14 protein-coding genes and 1 pseudogene are annotated in these 16,444 nt (G+C 34.1%); 4 read left to right on the top strand and 11 right to left on the bottom strand.

Features of this window, described 5'->3' with window-relative positions:
* Positions 1-37 precede the first annotated feature (37 nt).
* The 7 genes from AAIE21_RS11145 to AAIE21_RS11115 form a co-directional block, all read right to left on the bottom strand.
* On the bottom strand, positions 38-1,615 hold the full coding sequence (locus AAIE21_RS11145) for an aminotransferase class V-fold PLP-dependent enzyme (RefSeq protein WP_343266821.1): 1,578 nt from the start codon (positions 1,613-1,615) through the stop codon (positions 38-40).
* Positions 1,616-1,628: 13 nt separating this feature from the next.
* The gene (plsY, locus tag AAIE21_RS11140) at positions 1,629-2,177 is read right to left on the bottom strand and encodes a glycerol-3-phosphate 1-O-acyltransferase PlsY (RefSeq protein WP_343266820.1); all 549 of its coding nucleotides are present in this window, start codon (positions 2,175-2,177) and stop codon (positions 1,629-1,631) included.
* A gap of 396 nt (positions 2,178-2,573) precedes the next feature.
* Positions 2,574-3,473: a BadF/BadG/BcrA/BcrD ATPase family protein gene (locus AAIE21_RS11135; RefSeq protein WP_343266819.1), complete on the bottom strand. Its 900-nt coding sequence runs from the start codon at positions 3,471-3,473 to the stop codon at positions 2,574-2,576.
* An 18-nt stretch (positions 3,474-3,491) separates the two neighbouring features.
* Positions 3,492-4,646, bottom strand: a complete 1,155-nt coding sequence (gene anmK / locus AAIE21_RS11130; protein ID WP_343266818.1) for an anhydro-N-acetylmuramic acid kinase AnmK — start codon at positions 4,644-4,646, stop codon at positions 3,492-3,494.
* 20 nt (positions 4,647-4,666) lie between these two features.
* A complete protein-coding gene (locus AAIE21_RS11125; protein WP_343266817.1) occupies positions 4,667-4,933 on the bottom strand; it encodes a hypothetical protein in 267 nt (88 codons plus the stop codon).
* Between the two features lie 122 nt (positions 4,934-5,055).
* The gene (locus tag AAIE21_RS11120) at positions 5,056-6,345 is read right to left on the bottom strand and encodes a PTS sugar transporter subunit IIC (protein WP_343266816.1); all 1,290 of its coding nucleotides are present in this window, start codon (positions 6,343-6,345) and stop codon (positions 5,056-5,058) included.
* Positions 6,346-6,358: 13 nt separating this feature from the next.
* A complete protein-coding gene (locus tag AAIE21_RS11115) occupies positions 6,359-6,664 on the bottom strand; it encodes a PTS sugar transporter subunit IIB (protein WP_343266815.1) in 306 nt (101 codons plus the stop codon).
* A 252-nt stretch (positions 6,665-6,916) separates the two neighbouring features.
* Here AAIE21_RS11115 and AAIE21_RS11110 point away from each other — a divergent pair, with 252 nt between their 5' ends.
* Positions 6,917-8,476, top strand: coding sequence for a glycoside hydrolase family 10-like protein (locus AAIE21_RS11110; RefSeq protein ID WP_343266814.1), 1,560 nt, complete (start codon positions 6,917-6,919; stop codon positions 8,474-8,476).
* A 58-nt stretch (positions 8,477-8,534) separates the two neighbouring features.
* Here the strand turns inward: AAIE21_RS11110 and AAIE21_RS11105 are convergent.
* Positions 8,535-8,744 (bottom strand): annotated as a pseudogene (locus AAIE21_RS11105) (DUF6688 family protein); the annotation flags it as partial.
* Between the two features lie 462 nt (positions 8,745-9,206).
* Here AAIE21_RS11105 and AAIE21_RS11100 point away from each other — a divergent pair.
* Entirely contained in the window at positions 9,207-10,094 is an 888-nt protein-coding gene (locus tag AAIE21_RS11100) for an excalibur calcium-binding domain-containing protein (protein ID WP_343266813.1), read from the top strand.
* A gap of 402 nt (positions 10,095-10,496) precedes the next feature.
* Here the strand turns inward: AAIE21_RS11100 and AAIE21_RS11095 are convergent, their stop codons facing one another.
* Complete coding sequence (locus AAIE21_RS11095) at positions 10,497-10,946, bottom strand: PH domain-containing protein (protein WP_343266812.1); 450 nt, start codon at positions 10,944-10,946, stop codon at positions 10,497-10,499.
* A gap of 415 nt (positions 10,947-11,361) precedes the next feature.
* Between AAIE21_RS11095 and AAIE21_RS11090 the strand changes: the two genes are divergently transcribed.
* Positions 11,362-12,708 carry an NAD(FAD)-utilizing dehydrogenase gene (locus AAIE21_RS11090; RefSeq protein ID WP_343266811.1) on the top strand — a complete coding sequence of 449 codons (1,347 nt, stop codon included), beginning with the start codon at positions 11,362-11,364 and terminating at the stop codon, positions 12,706-12,708.
* 170 nt (positions 12,709-12,878) lie between these two features.
* Here AAIE21_RS11090 and AAIE21_RS11085 read toward each other — a convergent pair whose 3' ends face one another.
* On the bottom strand, positions 12,879-13,349 hold the full coding sequence (locus AAIE21_RS11085) for an ArpU family phage packaging/lysis transcriptional regulator (RefSeq protein ID WP_343266810.1): 471 nt from the start codon (positions 13,347-13,349) through the stop codon (positions 12,879-12,881).
* A 702-nt stretch (positions 13,350-14,051) separates the two neighbouring features.
* Here AAIE21_RS11085 and AAIE21_RS11080 point away from each other — a divergent pair.
* Positions 14,052-14,216, top strand: coding sequence for a hypothetical protein (locus tag AAIE21_RS11080; protein ID WP_199669074.1), 165 nt, complete (start codon positions 14,052-14,054; stop codon positions 14,214-14,216).
* A 1,225-nt stretch (positions 14,217-15,441) separates the two neighbouring features.
* On the opposite strand, the gene AAIE21_RS11070 is transcribed toward AAIE21_RS11080, so the two are convergent.
* On the bottom strand, positions 15,442-16,146 hold the full coding sequence (locus tag AAIE21_RS11070) for a CPBP family intramembrane glutamic endopeptidase (RefSeq protein WP_343266809.1): 705 nt from the start codon (positions 16,144-16,146) through the stop codon (positions 15,442-15,444).
* Between the last annotated feature and the right edge of the window lie 298 nt (positions 16,147-16,444).

Below are 16,444 nucleotides of genomic sequence, written 5' to 3'. Positions count from 1 at the left end.
TAAGAAAGACGGTCGTCATAACCGTCTTCTCTGTTAACTATACATGGACTTGTTCTACATACATTCGTAAGCAATCCAGCATCCTTTTCATTTCACGTTCTTTATACTGATTTAAGCAAGCAATTTGAATCCAATTATTTTGTTGTAAATAGGATGATTCATAATGAATAATAAATCCTTGTAATGCTAATGAATCTCCTATTTCCTTAGAAGAAAGTTCTTTATCTAATGCAATTGTAAGAATAATAGATGAAGCATGCTCTTTTGGAGATACAAGTTGTAATCCCATATTGGTAACAGTTTCTTCAATAAAAGCATATGTTTGATATATCTTCTCATACTCGGCTTCATCTTCAAATTTCTTTAGCGCTTCTTGTAACGCATATATTAAATTCCAAGATTGTGAATACGGTACACTCCCGCTTTCCTCATACATTCCTATGTCCATGTAGGTAGGTAATGTTTCATTTGCATTCACAATATGATTGTAAAATACAAAAGATAGGCCCGTGTATGCTCCAATCGCTTTTCCGCTAACTCCGCTGGCAAAATACACATCTTCTAGAGAGAATTGGATTGCTCCAATAGAACTAATACAATCTACACATAATTTAATACCGTACCTTTTACTAATTCCAATTAACGCTTCTAAATCATTTAACATACCGGTGGACGTTTCATGATGAACAAACCATATCCATTCATACTCTTGATGTTTCATTAACTCCTCTATTTCATTGTATATAAATGGTTTTCCCATTTCTCGTTCATATGTATCAAACGATAAGTTTACTCGATTTGCCTGCTTGATTAAACGATTTCCAAACTCACCATTTGTTAAAATTAATCCACGTCCCTTTAATAACTTTAGCTGTAAAGCGATTGAATCATTTGCTAATGTCCCTGTTCCAAGCATGATTTGCACATGCTTTGCTTTTGTCATTTGTAGTAATCGTTTTTTGACATTTCCCATCGCAACTTTAAATTGATTGGAACGATGCGAAATTGGATTAGAAGCAAATGCTTGCTGGACATTTTCTGCGATCTCTACGGGTCCGGGTAAAAATGTATATCCTTTCGTCACAAGACTTGCAATGCTAGACTGTTCAAATATTTTCGGTGTTACATACATCGGTTGGAACGATGCTTGTTCCGTACCGACTAATTTATAGAACGGACAAAATCCCATTTGCTTATACAGAGGCAACTCACGTGTTGTTGCTGAAATGAGCGCTAAATCATACCCATTTAGAAGCAAATAGCGATGCAAAAATCGAATCAATCCGATTAAAGCTCTTCCGTTTCGATATTCTCTCTCCACAGCTAATAAACGAATTTCATATACACGATCACCACGTTCTGGTAACCACTCATCTAATTGAGGTATTTTACTATCTAAAGAAAATGGTCGTTTTCCTCGCACCGCAACCATCCCTGCTAATCTTTGACCGTCTAAACATATTAAATACGTATTTTCTTCATGGAACAAATCTATACGCATGCGCTCTTCTGTTTGTTCATGCTGCGGAATTTCTTCTACAAATGTTTTATAATTTAGTTTATGAATACTTTCAAATTCCCAAGTTTGATTAGCAACTTTATACATTAACCCCATGTTTTAATCCCCTTTATTTTCTATGTGCGTACAAAATCAATATAATAATACAAACACTTAATACAATCGCTACCATAGAATACGAATATGTAATCATACAAAGTGGTAAGCAAGCGATTGTAATTAAACCGGCCTTTGTGAAACTCTTAAAAATTAAATAGCACAAAATAAATACAAACACCAGAGTAAGCGCTATTAAATAATTGAACACAATCAGTCCGCCAATAAATGTCGAAATTCCCTTTCCACCTTTATATTTAAAGAAAATTGGATATATATGACCTATAACAACTGCTAGTAACGACAGTAATGGGAATATAGACTCACCAAATAAAATTTTTGCTATATAAACAACAATTGCACCTTTTAGCGCATCCCCTAAAAATGTAGCAATAAAATATCCTTTCCCATATAAACGCCCCATATTCCGTGCACCAGGGTTTCCACTACCATCTTCTCGAATATCTATCCCATATTTCCATTTTATAATCATATATGCTGTTAATACATTTCCAGCCATATAAGCGCCTATTACATACAGAAACTGGTTGATATGAATCATATAATCATTCGCTTTCTATTTACTATTTTCAATACAATCTTCAAGCATAAGTGACATAGAAGTAAGCGATACGATAAAATATGAAACTTGATACCGTTGTAATCCCTATCAATTTCCATGCAATAACACGTACGGATTTAATATATTGTAAAATATATCCTATTGACCAGACTATAAACAAACTTACAAGTATTATAACTTGCGGTTTATGCACCGGAACCTTATCGATTCCTATAATGGCTATAATATTCATACATACGATAAGCAAGAAAATCGGAAATAACATTCTAAATAAAAAAATCCATATTTTAATCCTGAAATCCATATAACACCTACCTTTGTAAATAATACCAAATATTCATTTTTAAAACGAGACTGCTATATTGAAAACTATGTTTAAAATAACGTAGATTTTTTTGCAGCCAAAAAATAAGCTCCTTTTGCTGATGAGATTTCATTTTGAATAAAATTTATTTCATTCATATACTTTTCGCAACACCTCTTGAATTCAGCATATATTTCTGGTACAGAGCACAATATTCCACCTTTCACTGCAATTGAAATTGGTACTTCAAATGACATTTTTTTATACACATCAACTGTAATTCTGGCTAATTCTTCACTAGCTTTTAATATAATTTTGAGCGCATCATCATTACCTTTCCTTGCTTCTTCTATTACAAGAGGAGCAATCGCAGCAACCTGATCTTTCTGTGAGGAATATACAAGTTGTTTTATATCAAATGGTGTATGGATAGGAACTTGCTTTTGTATTGCTGTGCTAAGATTGCAAAATTGAGCACCTTTATCATACTCGATTGTCATCCTTTTTAACGCTTGCAAAGCAATCCAATACCCACTTCCTTCATCTCCTAATATATGGCCCCATCCTCCGCTATACTCATATTTTTCTCCTTTTTTCCCTAAGCAGATAGCACCTGTTCCCGCTATTGTTAAAATACCATCGTTTCCTCCTAATAAAGCGGCATGCGCAATTACTGCATCATCATAAATTTCAATATTTGTTTGATATTTCGTTTTTAAACGCTCTTTTAACGCATTCATATCTATACTTTTCACACCTGCCAGCCCTAAACAAATACAAACGCAATCCTCTTTAGATAACCTTTGTTGACATTGATCAATTGCCTCCATAATATGTGATAGGGCTTTCTCGTAATCTAGTAAAACATTTCCGAAGCGGCTCATACTTCTTGTTATTTCTTTACCACCTTGATCAAAAGCAACCGCTTCTGTTTTTGTCCCACCACCGTCTATACCAATCATATATTTCATCTTTCCACCCGCTTTTTCTTACCTCACAATTGGAGGAAATGTTACATTACCTAAAACAACAGAATGTCTTGCCCCTGTAGCACTTGGTACATTACTTGGATTACGATGATATGTTTCATTTGCTAACACAGCAAAAGCTATTGCTTCTTTTGCTTCCGATGAATACCCAAGTTCTTCTTGTTTAAATACCTTACAAGATTCCTCTTTCAAACTCTCTTTTAGCATTTCTACAAGTACTTTATTATAACTTCCACCTCCGCCAAGAATAACTTCATCAATATGATAATAAGGAAAAATAAATTTTTGATAATGATGAACAATCGAGTTTGCTGTAAACATTGTTACAGTAGCTATAATGTCCTCCTTACTGTACCCATTAAATCGCTTTAACAATTCATCTGTAAACTCTTTTCCAAACTGTTCTCTTCCTGTTGATTTGGGTGGTGAAATTTCTAAAAACGGATGTTTCATACAATAGGAAAGCATTTCATTTATCACATTTCCCTGTTTTGCTATGTCCCCATTTTTATCAAAAGACTGCTGAAATAATCGCTGACACACTTCATCTATCACCATATTTCCTGGTCCCGTATCAAAGGCAATCGCTTCTTGTTTAGCTACTCGGCTTGGAATGACGGTTACATTCCCTATCCCGCCAATATTTTGGAGTACTCGATTTTTATTTTGGTCTCTATATAAAATGAGTTCTGAATATGGAACAAGCGGAGCTCCTTGACCACCAGCCGCCATATCCATCGTTCGAAAATTTGAAATGACTGTTTTTCCTGTTTCATAGGCTATTACTGCAGGTTCCCCAATTTGTAGTGTTGATGGAACCATCTTTCCCTCTTGAACAGGATGATGATAAACTGTTTGACCATGCGAGCCAATTAAATCTAATTGTTCTATTGGAAAATTAGATTGTTTACAGACTATTTTCACTGCATCCGCAAAACATTGTCCGAGTTTAAAATTCAAACTACATATAAGTTTTACATTAGAATTCTCTATCGACAGTGCTTGCTGAATTTCACTTTTTACTTCTCTTGAAAACGGTGCTGTAATAAAATGAATGAGTTCTACTTTTGTATCCTTACCATTTCCCTCAATCTGGACAAGGGCAGCATCTATGCCATCTAAAGATGTACCAGACATTAAGCCAACAATATACATAGTATCACCTCTTCATTTCTTTAAAAGACAATCATATAGGTAAGAAACGTACAACCAACTAGAAAAGATACAAATCTAACAATTAGTTGTACTTTTGATGAATACGTACCATCTATAAAAGATATAACAATTGTTAGCATTATACTTGCCGAAATACTCGTCACAATCCATATACTATATATCTGTGATACATCTAACATTCTTAATAGAGGCGTAAACAGAAGGTTTGAACAGATCACTACAAATAGTAACAAAAACACACCTTTATAACTGAATTTTATCCTCATTTCATTTCACCTTCTTCTATTGATAAAATGGATTCGTTTCACCTTTAATCATGAAAGAAGTGATAGACTAGTTGCCTATCACTCAAATACATGTCTGTATGATTTCTTCGTATTTCTCATTCTTACACATTCACAGAATCTTGCTCGTCATCACCGCTTTTTTCGATTTCAATCATATTTTTATCGTACATTTTAAAGAATGGCAGATAAATAAGGAATGAGATTGTTATATTAATGAAGACTAATACAACAGCTCTCCAGTCCCCACCCGTCGCTAAATATGCACCAATTGGAGCTGGCAATGTCCACGGTGGCATAATATAAGTCGCAGTCACAAGTCCCATTGCAGTTGCGGTATAAGCAATGGTTGCAGTCACAAGCGGTGTAATAATAAAAGGAATAATTAAGATCGGGTTTAATACAATCGGAAGTCCAAATATAACTGGCTCATTAATATTAAAAATCCCAGGTACAATACACGTTCTTGATAGCGCTTTAGAATATTTTGATCTACCGAAGACAATCATGGCTAATACAAGTCCTAACGTAGCTCCGGAACCACCAATCCATATAAACCATTGATATAATGGTTCCGGTGCAATAAATGGTATACTGGTTGCTCCATCTGCAACTGCAGCAGAGTTTTTACCAAGATAAACTTCCCATAAAGGACGGGCAACTGTCCCAACAACAGAAACACCATGTATACCAAATGACCAGAAGAATGTAATTAGAAACACAGGTAGAATAACTCCAAAATAACTATCACCAGCTTTTACTAATGGTGCAGCTAGCTTATCAACTAAATGGTGTAAATCAATGCTAAAAACAACAGTAATAATACTCATAATAATAATAACGAAAGCAGCAGGTATAAGTGCTTCAAAAGAACGAGATACAGACGGTGGTACTTGCTCTGGCATCTTAATCATCACATTTTTCGTCTTACAGAATCTTAAAATCTCAACCGATAAAATGGAAACAATCATTGTAACAAATAACCCATGCCCCCCAAGGTTTGTCATTGGAAGCATAAACCCTTTCTTATCGATTAATTCAGGTGTCAATGTAAGGAGCAAGGAACAAACTGCAAGCTGCGCTCCTGATAATGCATCTAATTTGTAACTTTTCGCTAAATTATATCCAATACCAAAGGCGATATAAAGCGACATAATAAACATCGTTAACCGGTACGGTATTAAAATACTTGTCTGATGCTTGGCTGCCCATAGTGAAATAAAACTATCCTTTGGAAGAGGCGGAAACGCTACTATTAGAAAGAAACTTCCTACAATAATAAACGGTAATGCTGAAATTACACCATCACGAATTGCTTGTAAATGCCTTTGCTCAGAAAGCCTCGCCATTGGGCTAGATAAGTTATTCTCAAGAAACGAGATAAACTTATTCATACTACTCTCCCTCCTAATGAATGAGTTCTTGCACTGTTTTTAATAACGTCGGACCACCAAGTGGTGTATAAGCCTGCGGCGGAATCACACCACAAGGAACAGACTGCTCATCTGCTATTTTTTTCACTGCATCAAATCTATGCCTTACTTGCGGAGCAACCATTACAACGTCCCAGCCATTTTTCACTTCTCCTTCCACTTCACTCGTGCCAATTGCGTGCACGTCCATACTGATTCCTCTCTTCTCGGCTTCTTTTTTTAAAGCGTTTACAACAATTGAACTGGACATTCCTCCAGAACATACAAACAGAACTTTCATTTCATAATCCTCCTATATGCTTTAAGTAATTTTCATCCTTTTTCAAGGACTGTCAAACCACCATTGAAAGGAAGTTTCACGTTATTAAAAATCATATGAAGAATGTAGACAAATTAGTTCTGATGAAATGAAATTTCAGCAAAAATATTTTTTATATGAAATAAAAGTTTCAGTACCCTACTTTCTCAATTGTGAATCTTATATTCACGTGATATAGTAGTCTCGATAATAGAATATGTAAGGAGGCGTACGATGATTTTTAGAAGATTATTAATGAGTTGTTGTAGCGTCATCTTGATTATTCCCTTCCTGTTCATAACCTCTAGGCCCACACAAGCTGAAGTACCCACTACGTATCAAAAACATGAATTACGTGCCGCATGGATCGCATCTGTGCTCAATATTGATTGGCCTTCAAAAGCTGGTCTACCTATCGAAAAACAGAAACAAGAGTTTATCAAACTACTAGATGATGTAAAAAATGTAGGTATGAATGCAGTTGTTGTGCAAATTAAGCCAACCGCCGATGCTTTTTATCCTTCCCAATATGGTCCTTGGTCCGAATATCTTACAGGTGTACAAGGTAAAGACCCTGGCTATGATCCGCTTGCATTTATGGTTGCAGAAGCCCATAAAAGAAATCTTGAATTTCACGCATGGTTTAATCCGTACAGAATTACGATGAACCATACAGATATAAACCGACTAGCAGAAAATCATCCCGCAAAACAACATCCCGATTGGATTGTATCCTATGGAGGAAAACTATACTATAACCCCGGTATTCCAGAAGTGAAAAACTTTATAACTGAAGGAATAGTAGAAGTCGTACAAAATTACGATATTGATGCTGTTCACATGGATGATTATTTTTATCCTTATAAGATAGTCGGGGAGGAATTTCCAGACCAGAACACCTATGAAGCTTACAATAATGGAAAATTCTCTGACATTGAAGATTGGCGTCGCGATAATGTCAACCAACTTGTTAGTGGTTTAAATACCGCTATTAAACAAGAAAAATCTTATGTCAAATTTGGAATTAGTCCATTTGGTGTATGGCGGAATATAGCTGATGATCCAACCGGTTCTAATACAACTGCCGGACAAAGAAATTATGATGACCTATATGCTGACACACGAGAATGGATTCAAAAAGGATATATTGACTATATTACACCACAAGTTTATTGGAATATCGGTTTTGCACCTGCAGCATATGACATATTATTAGATTGGTGGGTGAAAGAAACTGTAAACCAGCCTATTCACCTATATATCGGACAAGCAGCATACAAAATTAATAATAACTCTGTTCCCGCTTGGTCAGATCCTGAAGAATATCCAAGGCAAATTGCATTAAATCATCAATACTCACAAATAAAAGGTAGCATGCATTTTAGCTTAAAAGATATTAATAACAATCCATTAGGAATAAAAGACCGACTACAAAGTGAGATTTATAAACACCCTGCATTAATTCCGCCCATGCCTTGGCTAGATCACGATCCACCTAAACAACCTACTTTAAAAGGTGCCATTGCAAGAAATGATGGTATTGCCCTAGGAATCATCGATAATAGAAATAATGATTCTACGTATTATGCAATCTATCGAGTAGATGAAAAGAATGACGTTGACATTCAAAAAGCTGAAAACTTACTTACTACTGTACGAAAAACAAAACCTGGGGAAATTTATGTAGATAAGACAGCTGTGTCTGGTGAGACGTATACGTATGCGGTGACTGCTTTGGATCGGTTGCATAACGAGAGTATCCCTTCGAGCAAAACTACTATAATAGCGAAATAATTATAAAATCCCTCACTCTAAGAGTGAGGGATTTACTTTATGTATATAAATAAAATGATTATTTCCTCAGTTCACTATACTGAATATAGATTCTATTTTCAGGTTTTTTATCTACTGTATACAATACGAGTAAGAAAAACCATTCTAACGGCTTCATTATGATATAGATGAAATCTGCTGACCACTTTGTGTTAATATGTTTACTAATTGGATAGCCATATTTATCGTAAAAATCACGAATAATTTTATGACATTTTGGAGCGCGTTCCCAGCAGAAATAGATATACCTTCCCATTTCTTAATCGTTAATACATTTGAAGTAATCTCTCCTTCGCATCGAAAACTATTCCAAGCCCTTCTGAGATGATTATGCATATCGTCCAACGATACCCACTCAGCATCCCCTACAATATTTCTATAACGTTTCTTGTCCTCTTCGTAAACTAGCATCATCAGTGATATCAGAAATGAACTTGGCTATTGGTAGCAAGAATTCCACTGGCATTAGCCAGCTTGCCCTTTTAGAGTTGAAAGTATCACTAACATTAGTAGATGAAAACGATGAATAGGCGTCTCTTTTTATTTTCTTACAAACAGAATATATCAAACATTCTTTTCATAATATATTCCTTGTAAACCTGTTATACTTGTACTCGTAATAAACAATAATCTTACATTTTGTTAATATACACAATAGTTATTATGTGAAATTTGATAGGAGATCTAAATAATGAGTAAGAAAAAGAAAAAGCCTAATGAATCTACTCTTGCTAAACAAGCAATTGCTAAAAAGTATCAAAAAGAGTATGGAAGTACACCCATTATCGTTTCTACCAACTTAGAAAGTATGAAGACTGGTTATGCCGCTGTAGCAACTGACCATATTCAATTATTCAAGTACAATAAAGTTGTAAATGATGTTGTCAGCATTGCTAAATACTATTTTATTGATTATTCTACGGTTCTAGTAGATCACTTTGCTATTAAATCCGTATTCGAGTTTAAAGGATTAGGAACACCATTTCGTTTTATCCCAACGGAACAAGGAAAAGACATCGAGCGCTTTATCGAAAATAATACATCTATTGAAATACATAAGGTACGTCGTAAATGGTACAGAAAAATTCTTGGTTTCCGTTCTAATACAAAATGGAAAATAGTTGTAGCATGTATTGTTTATTTATATATTCTCACAACTGGAATTAGCGGAATGGCAGATAATAAAAATGAAAATAAAGCAGCCTCAACAACAAAAGTTGTAGATACAGATGCTACTAAAAAAGATAGCGAACAACAGAAACTTGACGATCAGCATAAACGAGAGGAATTACAAAAACAACAGGAGGAACAACGAAAGCAACAAGAAGAGCAAAAGAAACAAGAAGAATTACGAAAACAACAAGAAGAGCAAAAGAAGCAAGAAGAATTACAAAAACAGCAAGCTCAGCAAAAACAAAGTGTACAGCAACAACCAAACAATAATCTCCCTCAAGGAAACTACAATTTTAAAAGCTGTAAAGAAGCCAAAGCAGCTGGATTCTCAAATATCACAAGAGATCACCCTGCTTATTCCTCTAAGTTAGATAGAGATGGTGACGGATTAGCTTGTGATAAATAACAAAAAGGAACCTACATAGGTTCCTTTTTTCAATACTTGTATATACTTTTTTCACCACTTACTCATATCTTATATTTTTCTATTACTGCAGTGGCTCTTGCAGTTCTGTATTTTGTTGTAAAAAAATTAATGAGAAGAAAAGTTGGCGAAAGCACAGAGCAGCAGCTGTTACCACGCAACTCTCCTTTCTTTCAAATTAAGAACAGTTGCCGACGATGGTACTTTTTTAGCTACTCAAATGGATAAACCTATCATGTAACATTTGGTTCAGAAAAAGCTTGAGGATGTAAATAAGCCTCAAGCTTCAAAGTTTTGTAGCCTGTTTCAGAATAGCAGGCGTTGCTTGATCTATTTAAGGAAACCCCCATTATCGAGGACATAGACTGTCTTTTTTACACAATATTACTTAATGTGCATTTTCATAAATTCATATATTTCTATGAACTTTGGTGAAGAGATGTGTGTTACTCTATCTTTTTTGCTACCAAATAATCCTGATTTGTTAAGGTAAATCATATTGTTGGTAATACCAAGAGTCTCCGTCATGTCGTAGTCCACTTCGTCGTATTTCTTATACTCATATACATGAGTCTTTAACTTACCAAATGGGGGCCTTACTTCAATGAGGATAACCTTTGTATCTGTAAAGAATATGTATCCGAAGGTTGTGCCTTTGAATGCTCCTGTGGAAAGGAAGTAAAACTTCTCGTCCTCCGCCTCTTTCTTAAGCAAATTCAATACTTTTCTGAAATGTTCTCTGTTTGTTTTAGGGAGTTTCTCCGCTTCACTGACTAATCCATCAAACGTAGAGTATTCTCCTATAATTGTGATTTCTACTTTTATCTTACTCAACTTGTATCCTCCACTCAAAATCCTTATCTTGCAAACCATTAGTATACTACCTTTTTGCTAGAATGTCAGGAGGAATTCTTACATGGAAGAATAAACTCTAATATCCAAATTTGCATATTACTTTTACTGTTAATAATTTTTTTGTTCTAGTAACCTGCTCCGTTAGTGTATAAGAAAAAAGCCCATGTTAAGGAACTGGATAACTCTTACTAGCCTACTTGTTTGCTTTTTGTATTCACTGCGGGCGTGAGAGGTTGACTGTTTATCTTCATAAAATCACAGTTTTATTGTAAAAAAACGTATGCAATAAAAAAACATTCACCTCTCTAATCAATGTGAGCTATTTCCAAACGCTGAAAATTTGTTATACACTAGGAAAATAGCAAGCAAACTATTCAATAGCAGGTGAAAAAATATGTATGATGTTACAATCATCGGTGCTGGAGTAAGCGCTGTTTTTATGGCTTATGCATTAACCCAAAGCAACAAAAATATCTTAATTCTTGATAAAGGCAAACCATTAGAATATCGAAATTGTCCTTTAGAACAAGGGGAATTATGTAACTGTAATGCATGTGACAAATATTTTGGTTTTGGTGGTCTAGGAAAATCTGAAGGGAAATTTAATTACACAAACGGGTTTGGAGGAGAACTAGAGAAAAAAATAGGTAAAGAAATTTTTATAAAACTAATGGATGAGGTAGATAAGATCCTATGTCGTTTTGGTGGAAATTCAGTTCTAAAATACTCCACAGAAAATCCGGATATTTCCAAAAGAGCCGAAGCATGTGGTTTACAAATGCTAACAACACAAGTAAGGCATCTAGGCACTACACTTTCGACCGACATTTTTCAGCAACTCTACAAATTTTTAAGTGACAAGATAGATATCCAGTTTCGCATAAATGTACAACATATTGTTAAACAGAAACAATATTTTAAAATTACTACAAATCAAGGGGTATTTCATTCTAGGCAATTAGTATTTGCAACTGGACGCTCCGGGGCGGATTGGTTAAAAGAAATGTGCTCTTCCCTTGAAATTGCACAAGAGCAGACTCGTGTAGACCTAGGTATTCGAGTAGAGATGAAAGAACATCAATTACGCTCAATATTAAAAGACACATTTGAAACAAAACTCTCTTATCAAGATGAGAATTTCACAGCAACTACCTATTGTATGAATCCCAAAGGACGTATTATTCGTAAGTATGAAGAAGGTTTAGTTATGCCTGATGGACAAAATTTTCGAGAACAAAGAACCGGCACTTCCAACTTAAATTTCACGTTATTTATCCCACGTTATTTCCCTACTCTCACAGAAGCAAATTTATACGCGAGTACAATTATAAAAGGAATTAACCAAGGACGAGATCGAATTGTTGTACAGCGTTTGGAGGATTTATTGAAAGGACAACCTACCTTGGAAAAGATGATGAAATATAATCATATACAACCCACGCTACAGGGAGATTATGGAGACCTTAATAAAGAAATCCCTCAATTATACATTGAGGGACTCAAAGAATTTTTGCTACGTTTAGAACAATTTATCGAAGAACCTATCAATAAGGATACTTTACTATATGGAATTGATGGGAAATTTTATGCTCCTACGATTAAAATCAATGAAAGGTTTGAAACAACTATTGCTGGATTGTATTTAATTGGAGATTGTTCAGGTATTACTCATTCATTATCTCAAGCAGCAGCAAGTGGCCTATATGTAGGAAAGTGTCTATCTGATAGTTCTGCATTATAATTATATAGTAAACGTAAAGTAACTCCAAAATATACAGTAAAAGTTGATTTTGGAGTTACTTTTTGTTTACTTCGAATTATATGTTTATTAAGAAGTGGATTAAAGAACGCCCTCAATTAATAAAAGAGAGCGGAGGAAAAATACTAAACTAATCATTAATAATAGGTACACTATAGGTCATCTCCCCTATGCTGTTCTTCTGTCTCATATACTTCTAATCTAAGAGCGAAAGCTAGTTTATAAAAAGCATTAGATTTATTTCTTCTATATGTACGTTCACTCATACCAATCTCGTTATAAACCATATAATCAAATACTTCCTCATCTTCCAAATAACGCTTTACAATTATGTCTCTTTGATTCTTACTGAAACGACTTAACGCTTTGTCAATTTGAAAAGACAAACGCTGCAATCTTACTTCTCTCTCGCTTAGTTTCACATTAACTAAGGCAACATCTTCATCTGGCTTTCCTACTATGTTTGTTGGACCGTGATATCTAACTTCACCAGAAGCTGTAACCTTCATCTCATTTCTAATCATCCCAAATTGTCTATAAATACGAACGTTTTCAAGAACTTCATCTAATCGAACTTGTGTTGCTTTACGATCTATCTTTGGCAAGAAACTTAATTGCGTCATATATAAAACACTCCCTGTCTATTTTAATAAACCTAAAAAAGCGGGCACCAAACTACAGAGCAATATCATTAATACTCTTTATAGTTCGATGTCCGCTGATTCTTCCAGTAGGACTATATATTTGATTAATTACTATTATACCATCTTCTTTTGTTGTAGTGATTTCGAAAAAGATTATTCTAGAAAAATGACATGACTTTGGGTATTTTCTGTACTTTTTTAACCATGTCACTTTCAATTTTAACTATAAAAAAGAAGCCTGCTTTAGGCTTCTTTTTAGAATGCATTTTTAATATAAGATAAAATTATAAAATCTCTTCAATCCTCTATACGAGGTGTTTCTCTTACACTGCTCATATAACCGATTTAATAATAATTTGAGGAGTTGTGTTAACCCTCTATACGAGGTCTTTTCTCTTACACAGCACCTTCATTTTACCTTACTCTCCCAACCCCTGTAAGCGTTCAATTACATGGTCCAATCAATATCAACAAAAACAAATGTATATTATGTAAACTTGCTGTTATATTTCACCTCAATAATTATATCAATATAAATCACCTCCCTCAAAATAGCTTATCTCTAAAATCATGTATAAAAGGATTATTTTGTTTAAATTTTGCTTAATTCTTATTGCTAATCATTTAAATATTTAAAATTTGTTATATAATAAATCTAATTTATAATTAGGAATGATTAAAATGCCAGATATGATAGAAATCGTTCTTTTCATTCTTATAGCAATTAGTGCTGTTTTTTATTTAATAAAAGAATTTCAAAAACCTGAGAAAAAAGCACTTTGGATTTCACTAGAATTTTTAGTTCTTTTCTGGGCAGTATGGGAAATAACGACTATCATAAAATAATTTGTAGATTATAAGTCCCCCGAATAAAACCCAATATTTCGTCAATAATAAAGCTAACCTATTCTCCAATTCCTCTGGAGTCGAGCGGTTAGCTTTTGCTAGCTGCTCTTTTTCTATAAAATAGCGTTTTTATTAAAATTCGAATAATTCGTATATTCTTGATATAATAATGTTAAGGAGGTGTTTTTTTATGAAATGGAAGCCAAAATACAATCCAAAGTATCTCTTTTACCGCATGTATAGTTATATTTATCGAGTTATCGATGATTTATCATGGTCCATAAGATAATTTCAATTTAATAAGTAGTAAAATCAATCATACTTTCCTATTTATATGAAATCTGTACACATTTTTGACACATCCACTATCACAATCCACTGAAAATTCGTGATAATATTAATTTGTCGAATACGCCAAATTTCGACATTGTACGACAACAATATCTCCCTTATCGAATCCCTGTCCCCCAGGGATTTTTCCTTGTATTCATTACTTTTTGATTCACTAAATTTTCATCCTGAACAAAATTCAAATTGTATATCATTCTTTCCCAACGAGCTGGGAAAGCTATAATGATGTATTAAATCAACTTCGTTTTCCGCTCATCCATACGAACTACTTTTCCATTTTTATATGAAAACGACTGTTCACCGTGTTCGCTAGCTGGTGGTTCAATTTGATGAACTTGTCATTGAAGCACATGGCGATTATTGGCATGCAAATCCAAGAAAATATAATAAGAATAATATGACAAATAACCAAAAAGATCGTAGAGTCCGAGATACCACACTTAAAGCTTACATTCAAGGTGCTAAGAAGCACAATTTCCTTGTGATATGGAAAGAGTAATTGAGGATATCAAGAAAGCTACGAAATGAGGGCTTTCTTGATTCATACAAAAACGCACTGGATAATCACAACCCATGCGTTTTATTTTTAATTTTTTGTATCTGCCCATTCTTTTCTTAATGATATTCTCGATAACTTAATAGCTTCTTTATCATCATAGCTTTCACCAAATGTAGGTTTCGAATAAAGTTTGATTAAAAACACCTCATAAACCCTTAATTTATGATAAATAAAAAAGTTTGATTATTTTTATTCAACTACAGCTCCCCGTTAGTTAATTTTGAATATAGTTCACGATCTAAAGTGAAAATAAAATGATTTAAAAGTATGTATTAAGTGGCATTGGATACTTCACCTGCTTACAACATATTTCTACTATCCCATCGTTGTCAGCAGAACCATAATTCCATTAGTTAGACCATGAATGATAATTGACGGCCAAATTGAATTGGTTCGTTCATACGCCCATGCAAAGACTATACCACTCAAGAAGTTTACAGGCATCGCATTATAAGTTGGAATGTGGATAATTGTAAAGATTAATGAGCTTAGAAAAATAGCCCCCATCATACCAAAACGTGTACGTAGCCATCGATACAAAAAACCACGATAAAATATTTCCTCATATATTGGTGAAATGACCGCCGCAGAAATAAAAGCAATAAGAACAGTAAATAAATTTACGTTTTGCTGTATCGCCTCCGTTTTGCTATTCTCATAAGAATTCCCAATAAAGCTAGTAAGCACCATCACTATTACATCACCAACCAGTAATATACTAGTTAGTAAGACAATGAATTTCCAAGCCTTTATAGAGAACGATCTGATTCCTACTTCACTCCAAGAAAGTTTCTTTGGACGAAGGATCACAAAATACACACCTAAAACTAAAACAATCGCTATTGTTAATCCCATTAAAGTTCCTGAATATAGTTCATTATCAAACCACTGAGAATAAATAGGCTTTACTAAGAATTTTATGCATCCTATAACAAATACAAATTCGAGTAGCATCATTAATAGAAATTCTTTTAATCCCCAAGGGTCTTGGTCCTTCCAATTCATGTTCTTTTTCTTCATTCATCATTCCTCTTTCTTTGCTTGATATAACCTAACTATAATAGGTGACGTAACGTCACTTACAATCTTCTTTTTCAGGGGGAATTAAATAAATCGATGGATTACAAGAGGATATGCATCCAAACGGCATAATTTCACTCCCACAATAAATCATCGCTTCTCTTAAAAGAAGAATTGAAAAGTTAGAGAAAAAGAATAAAGAGCCTTGAAGAAGAAAATAAGCAATTGCGTGAAAAAGAAAATGAAAAGCTTACTGATTACTTCATGAAGTTATAAAATTAGGACCGTACATATTAGA

The organism is Paenibacillus sp. 102 (genome assembly GCF_039549175.1).
GTDB lineage: Bacteria > Bacillota > Bacilli > Bacillales > Bacillaceae_G > Bacillus_A.
Note: the sequence above shows the minus strand (reverse complement) of the source record. Positions and strands in the feature narration are given on the sequence as shown.

What these genes read in the sequence shown, in the direction of transcription:
- AAIE21_RS11125 (WP_343266817.1), bottom strand. Translation starts at nt 4,933, where the DNA reads ATGAGGATAAAATTCAGTTATAAAGGTGTGTTTTTGTTACTATTTGTA.
- anmK (WP_343266818.1), bottom strand. Translation starts at nt 4,646, where the DNA reads ATGTATATTGTTGGCTTAATGTCTGGTACATCTTTAGATGGCATAGAT.
- AAIE21_RS11080 (WP_199669074.1), top strand. Translation starts at nt 14,052, where the DNA reads ATGCCAGATATGATAGAAATCGTTCTTTTCATTCTTATAGCAATTAGT.
- plsY (WP_343266820.1), bottom strand. Translation starts at nt 2,177, where the DNA reads ATGATTCATATCAACCAGTTTCTGTATGTAATAGGCGCTTATATGGCT.
- AAIE21_RS11120 (WP_343266816.1), bottom strand. Translation starts at nt 6,345, where the DNA reads ATGAATAAGTTTATCTCGTTTCTTGAGAATAACTTATCTAGCCCAATG.
- AAIE21_RS11115 (WP_343266815.1), bottom strand. Translation starts at nt 6,664, where the DNA reads ATGAAAGTTCTGTTTGTATGTTCTGGAGGAATGTCCAGTTCAATTGTT.
- AAIE21_RS11145 (WP_343266821.1), bottom strand. Translation starts at nt 1,615, where the DNA reads ATGGGGTTAATGTATAAAGTTGCTAATCAAACTTGGGAATTTGAAAGT.
- AAIE21_RS11100 (WP_343266813.1), top strand. Translation starts at nt 9,207, where the DNA reads ATGAGTAAGAAAAAGAAAAAGCCTAATGAATCTACTCTTGCTAAACAA.
- AAIE21_RS11110 (WP_343266814.1), top strand. Translation starts at nt 6,917, where the DNA reads ATGATTTTTAGAAGATTATTAATGAGTTGTTGTAGCGTCATCTTGATT.
- AAIE21_RS11135 (WP_343266819.1), bottom strand. Translation starts at nt 3,473, where the DNA reads ATGAAATATATGATTGGTATAGACGGTGGTGGGACAAAAACAGAAGCG.
- AAIE21_RS11085 (WP_343266810.1), bottom strand. Translation starts at nt 13,349, where the DNA reads ATGACGCAATTAAGTTTCTTGCCAAAGATAGATCGTAAAGCAACACAA.
- AAIE21_RS11090 (WP_343266811.1), top strand. Translation starts at nt 11,362, where the DNA reads ATGTATGATGTTACAATCATCGGTGCTGGAGTAAGCGCTGTTTTTATG.
- AAIE21_RS11070 (WP_343266809.1), bottom strand. Translation starts at nt 16,146, where the DNA reads ATGAAGAAAAAGAACATGAATTGGAAGGACCAAGACCCTTGGGGATTA.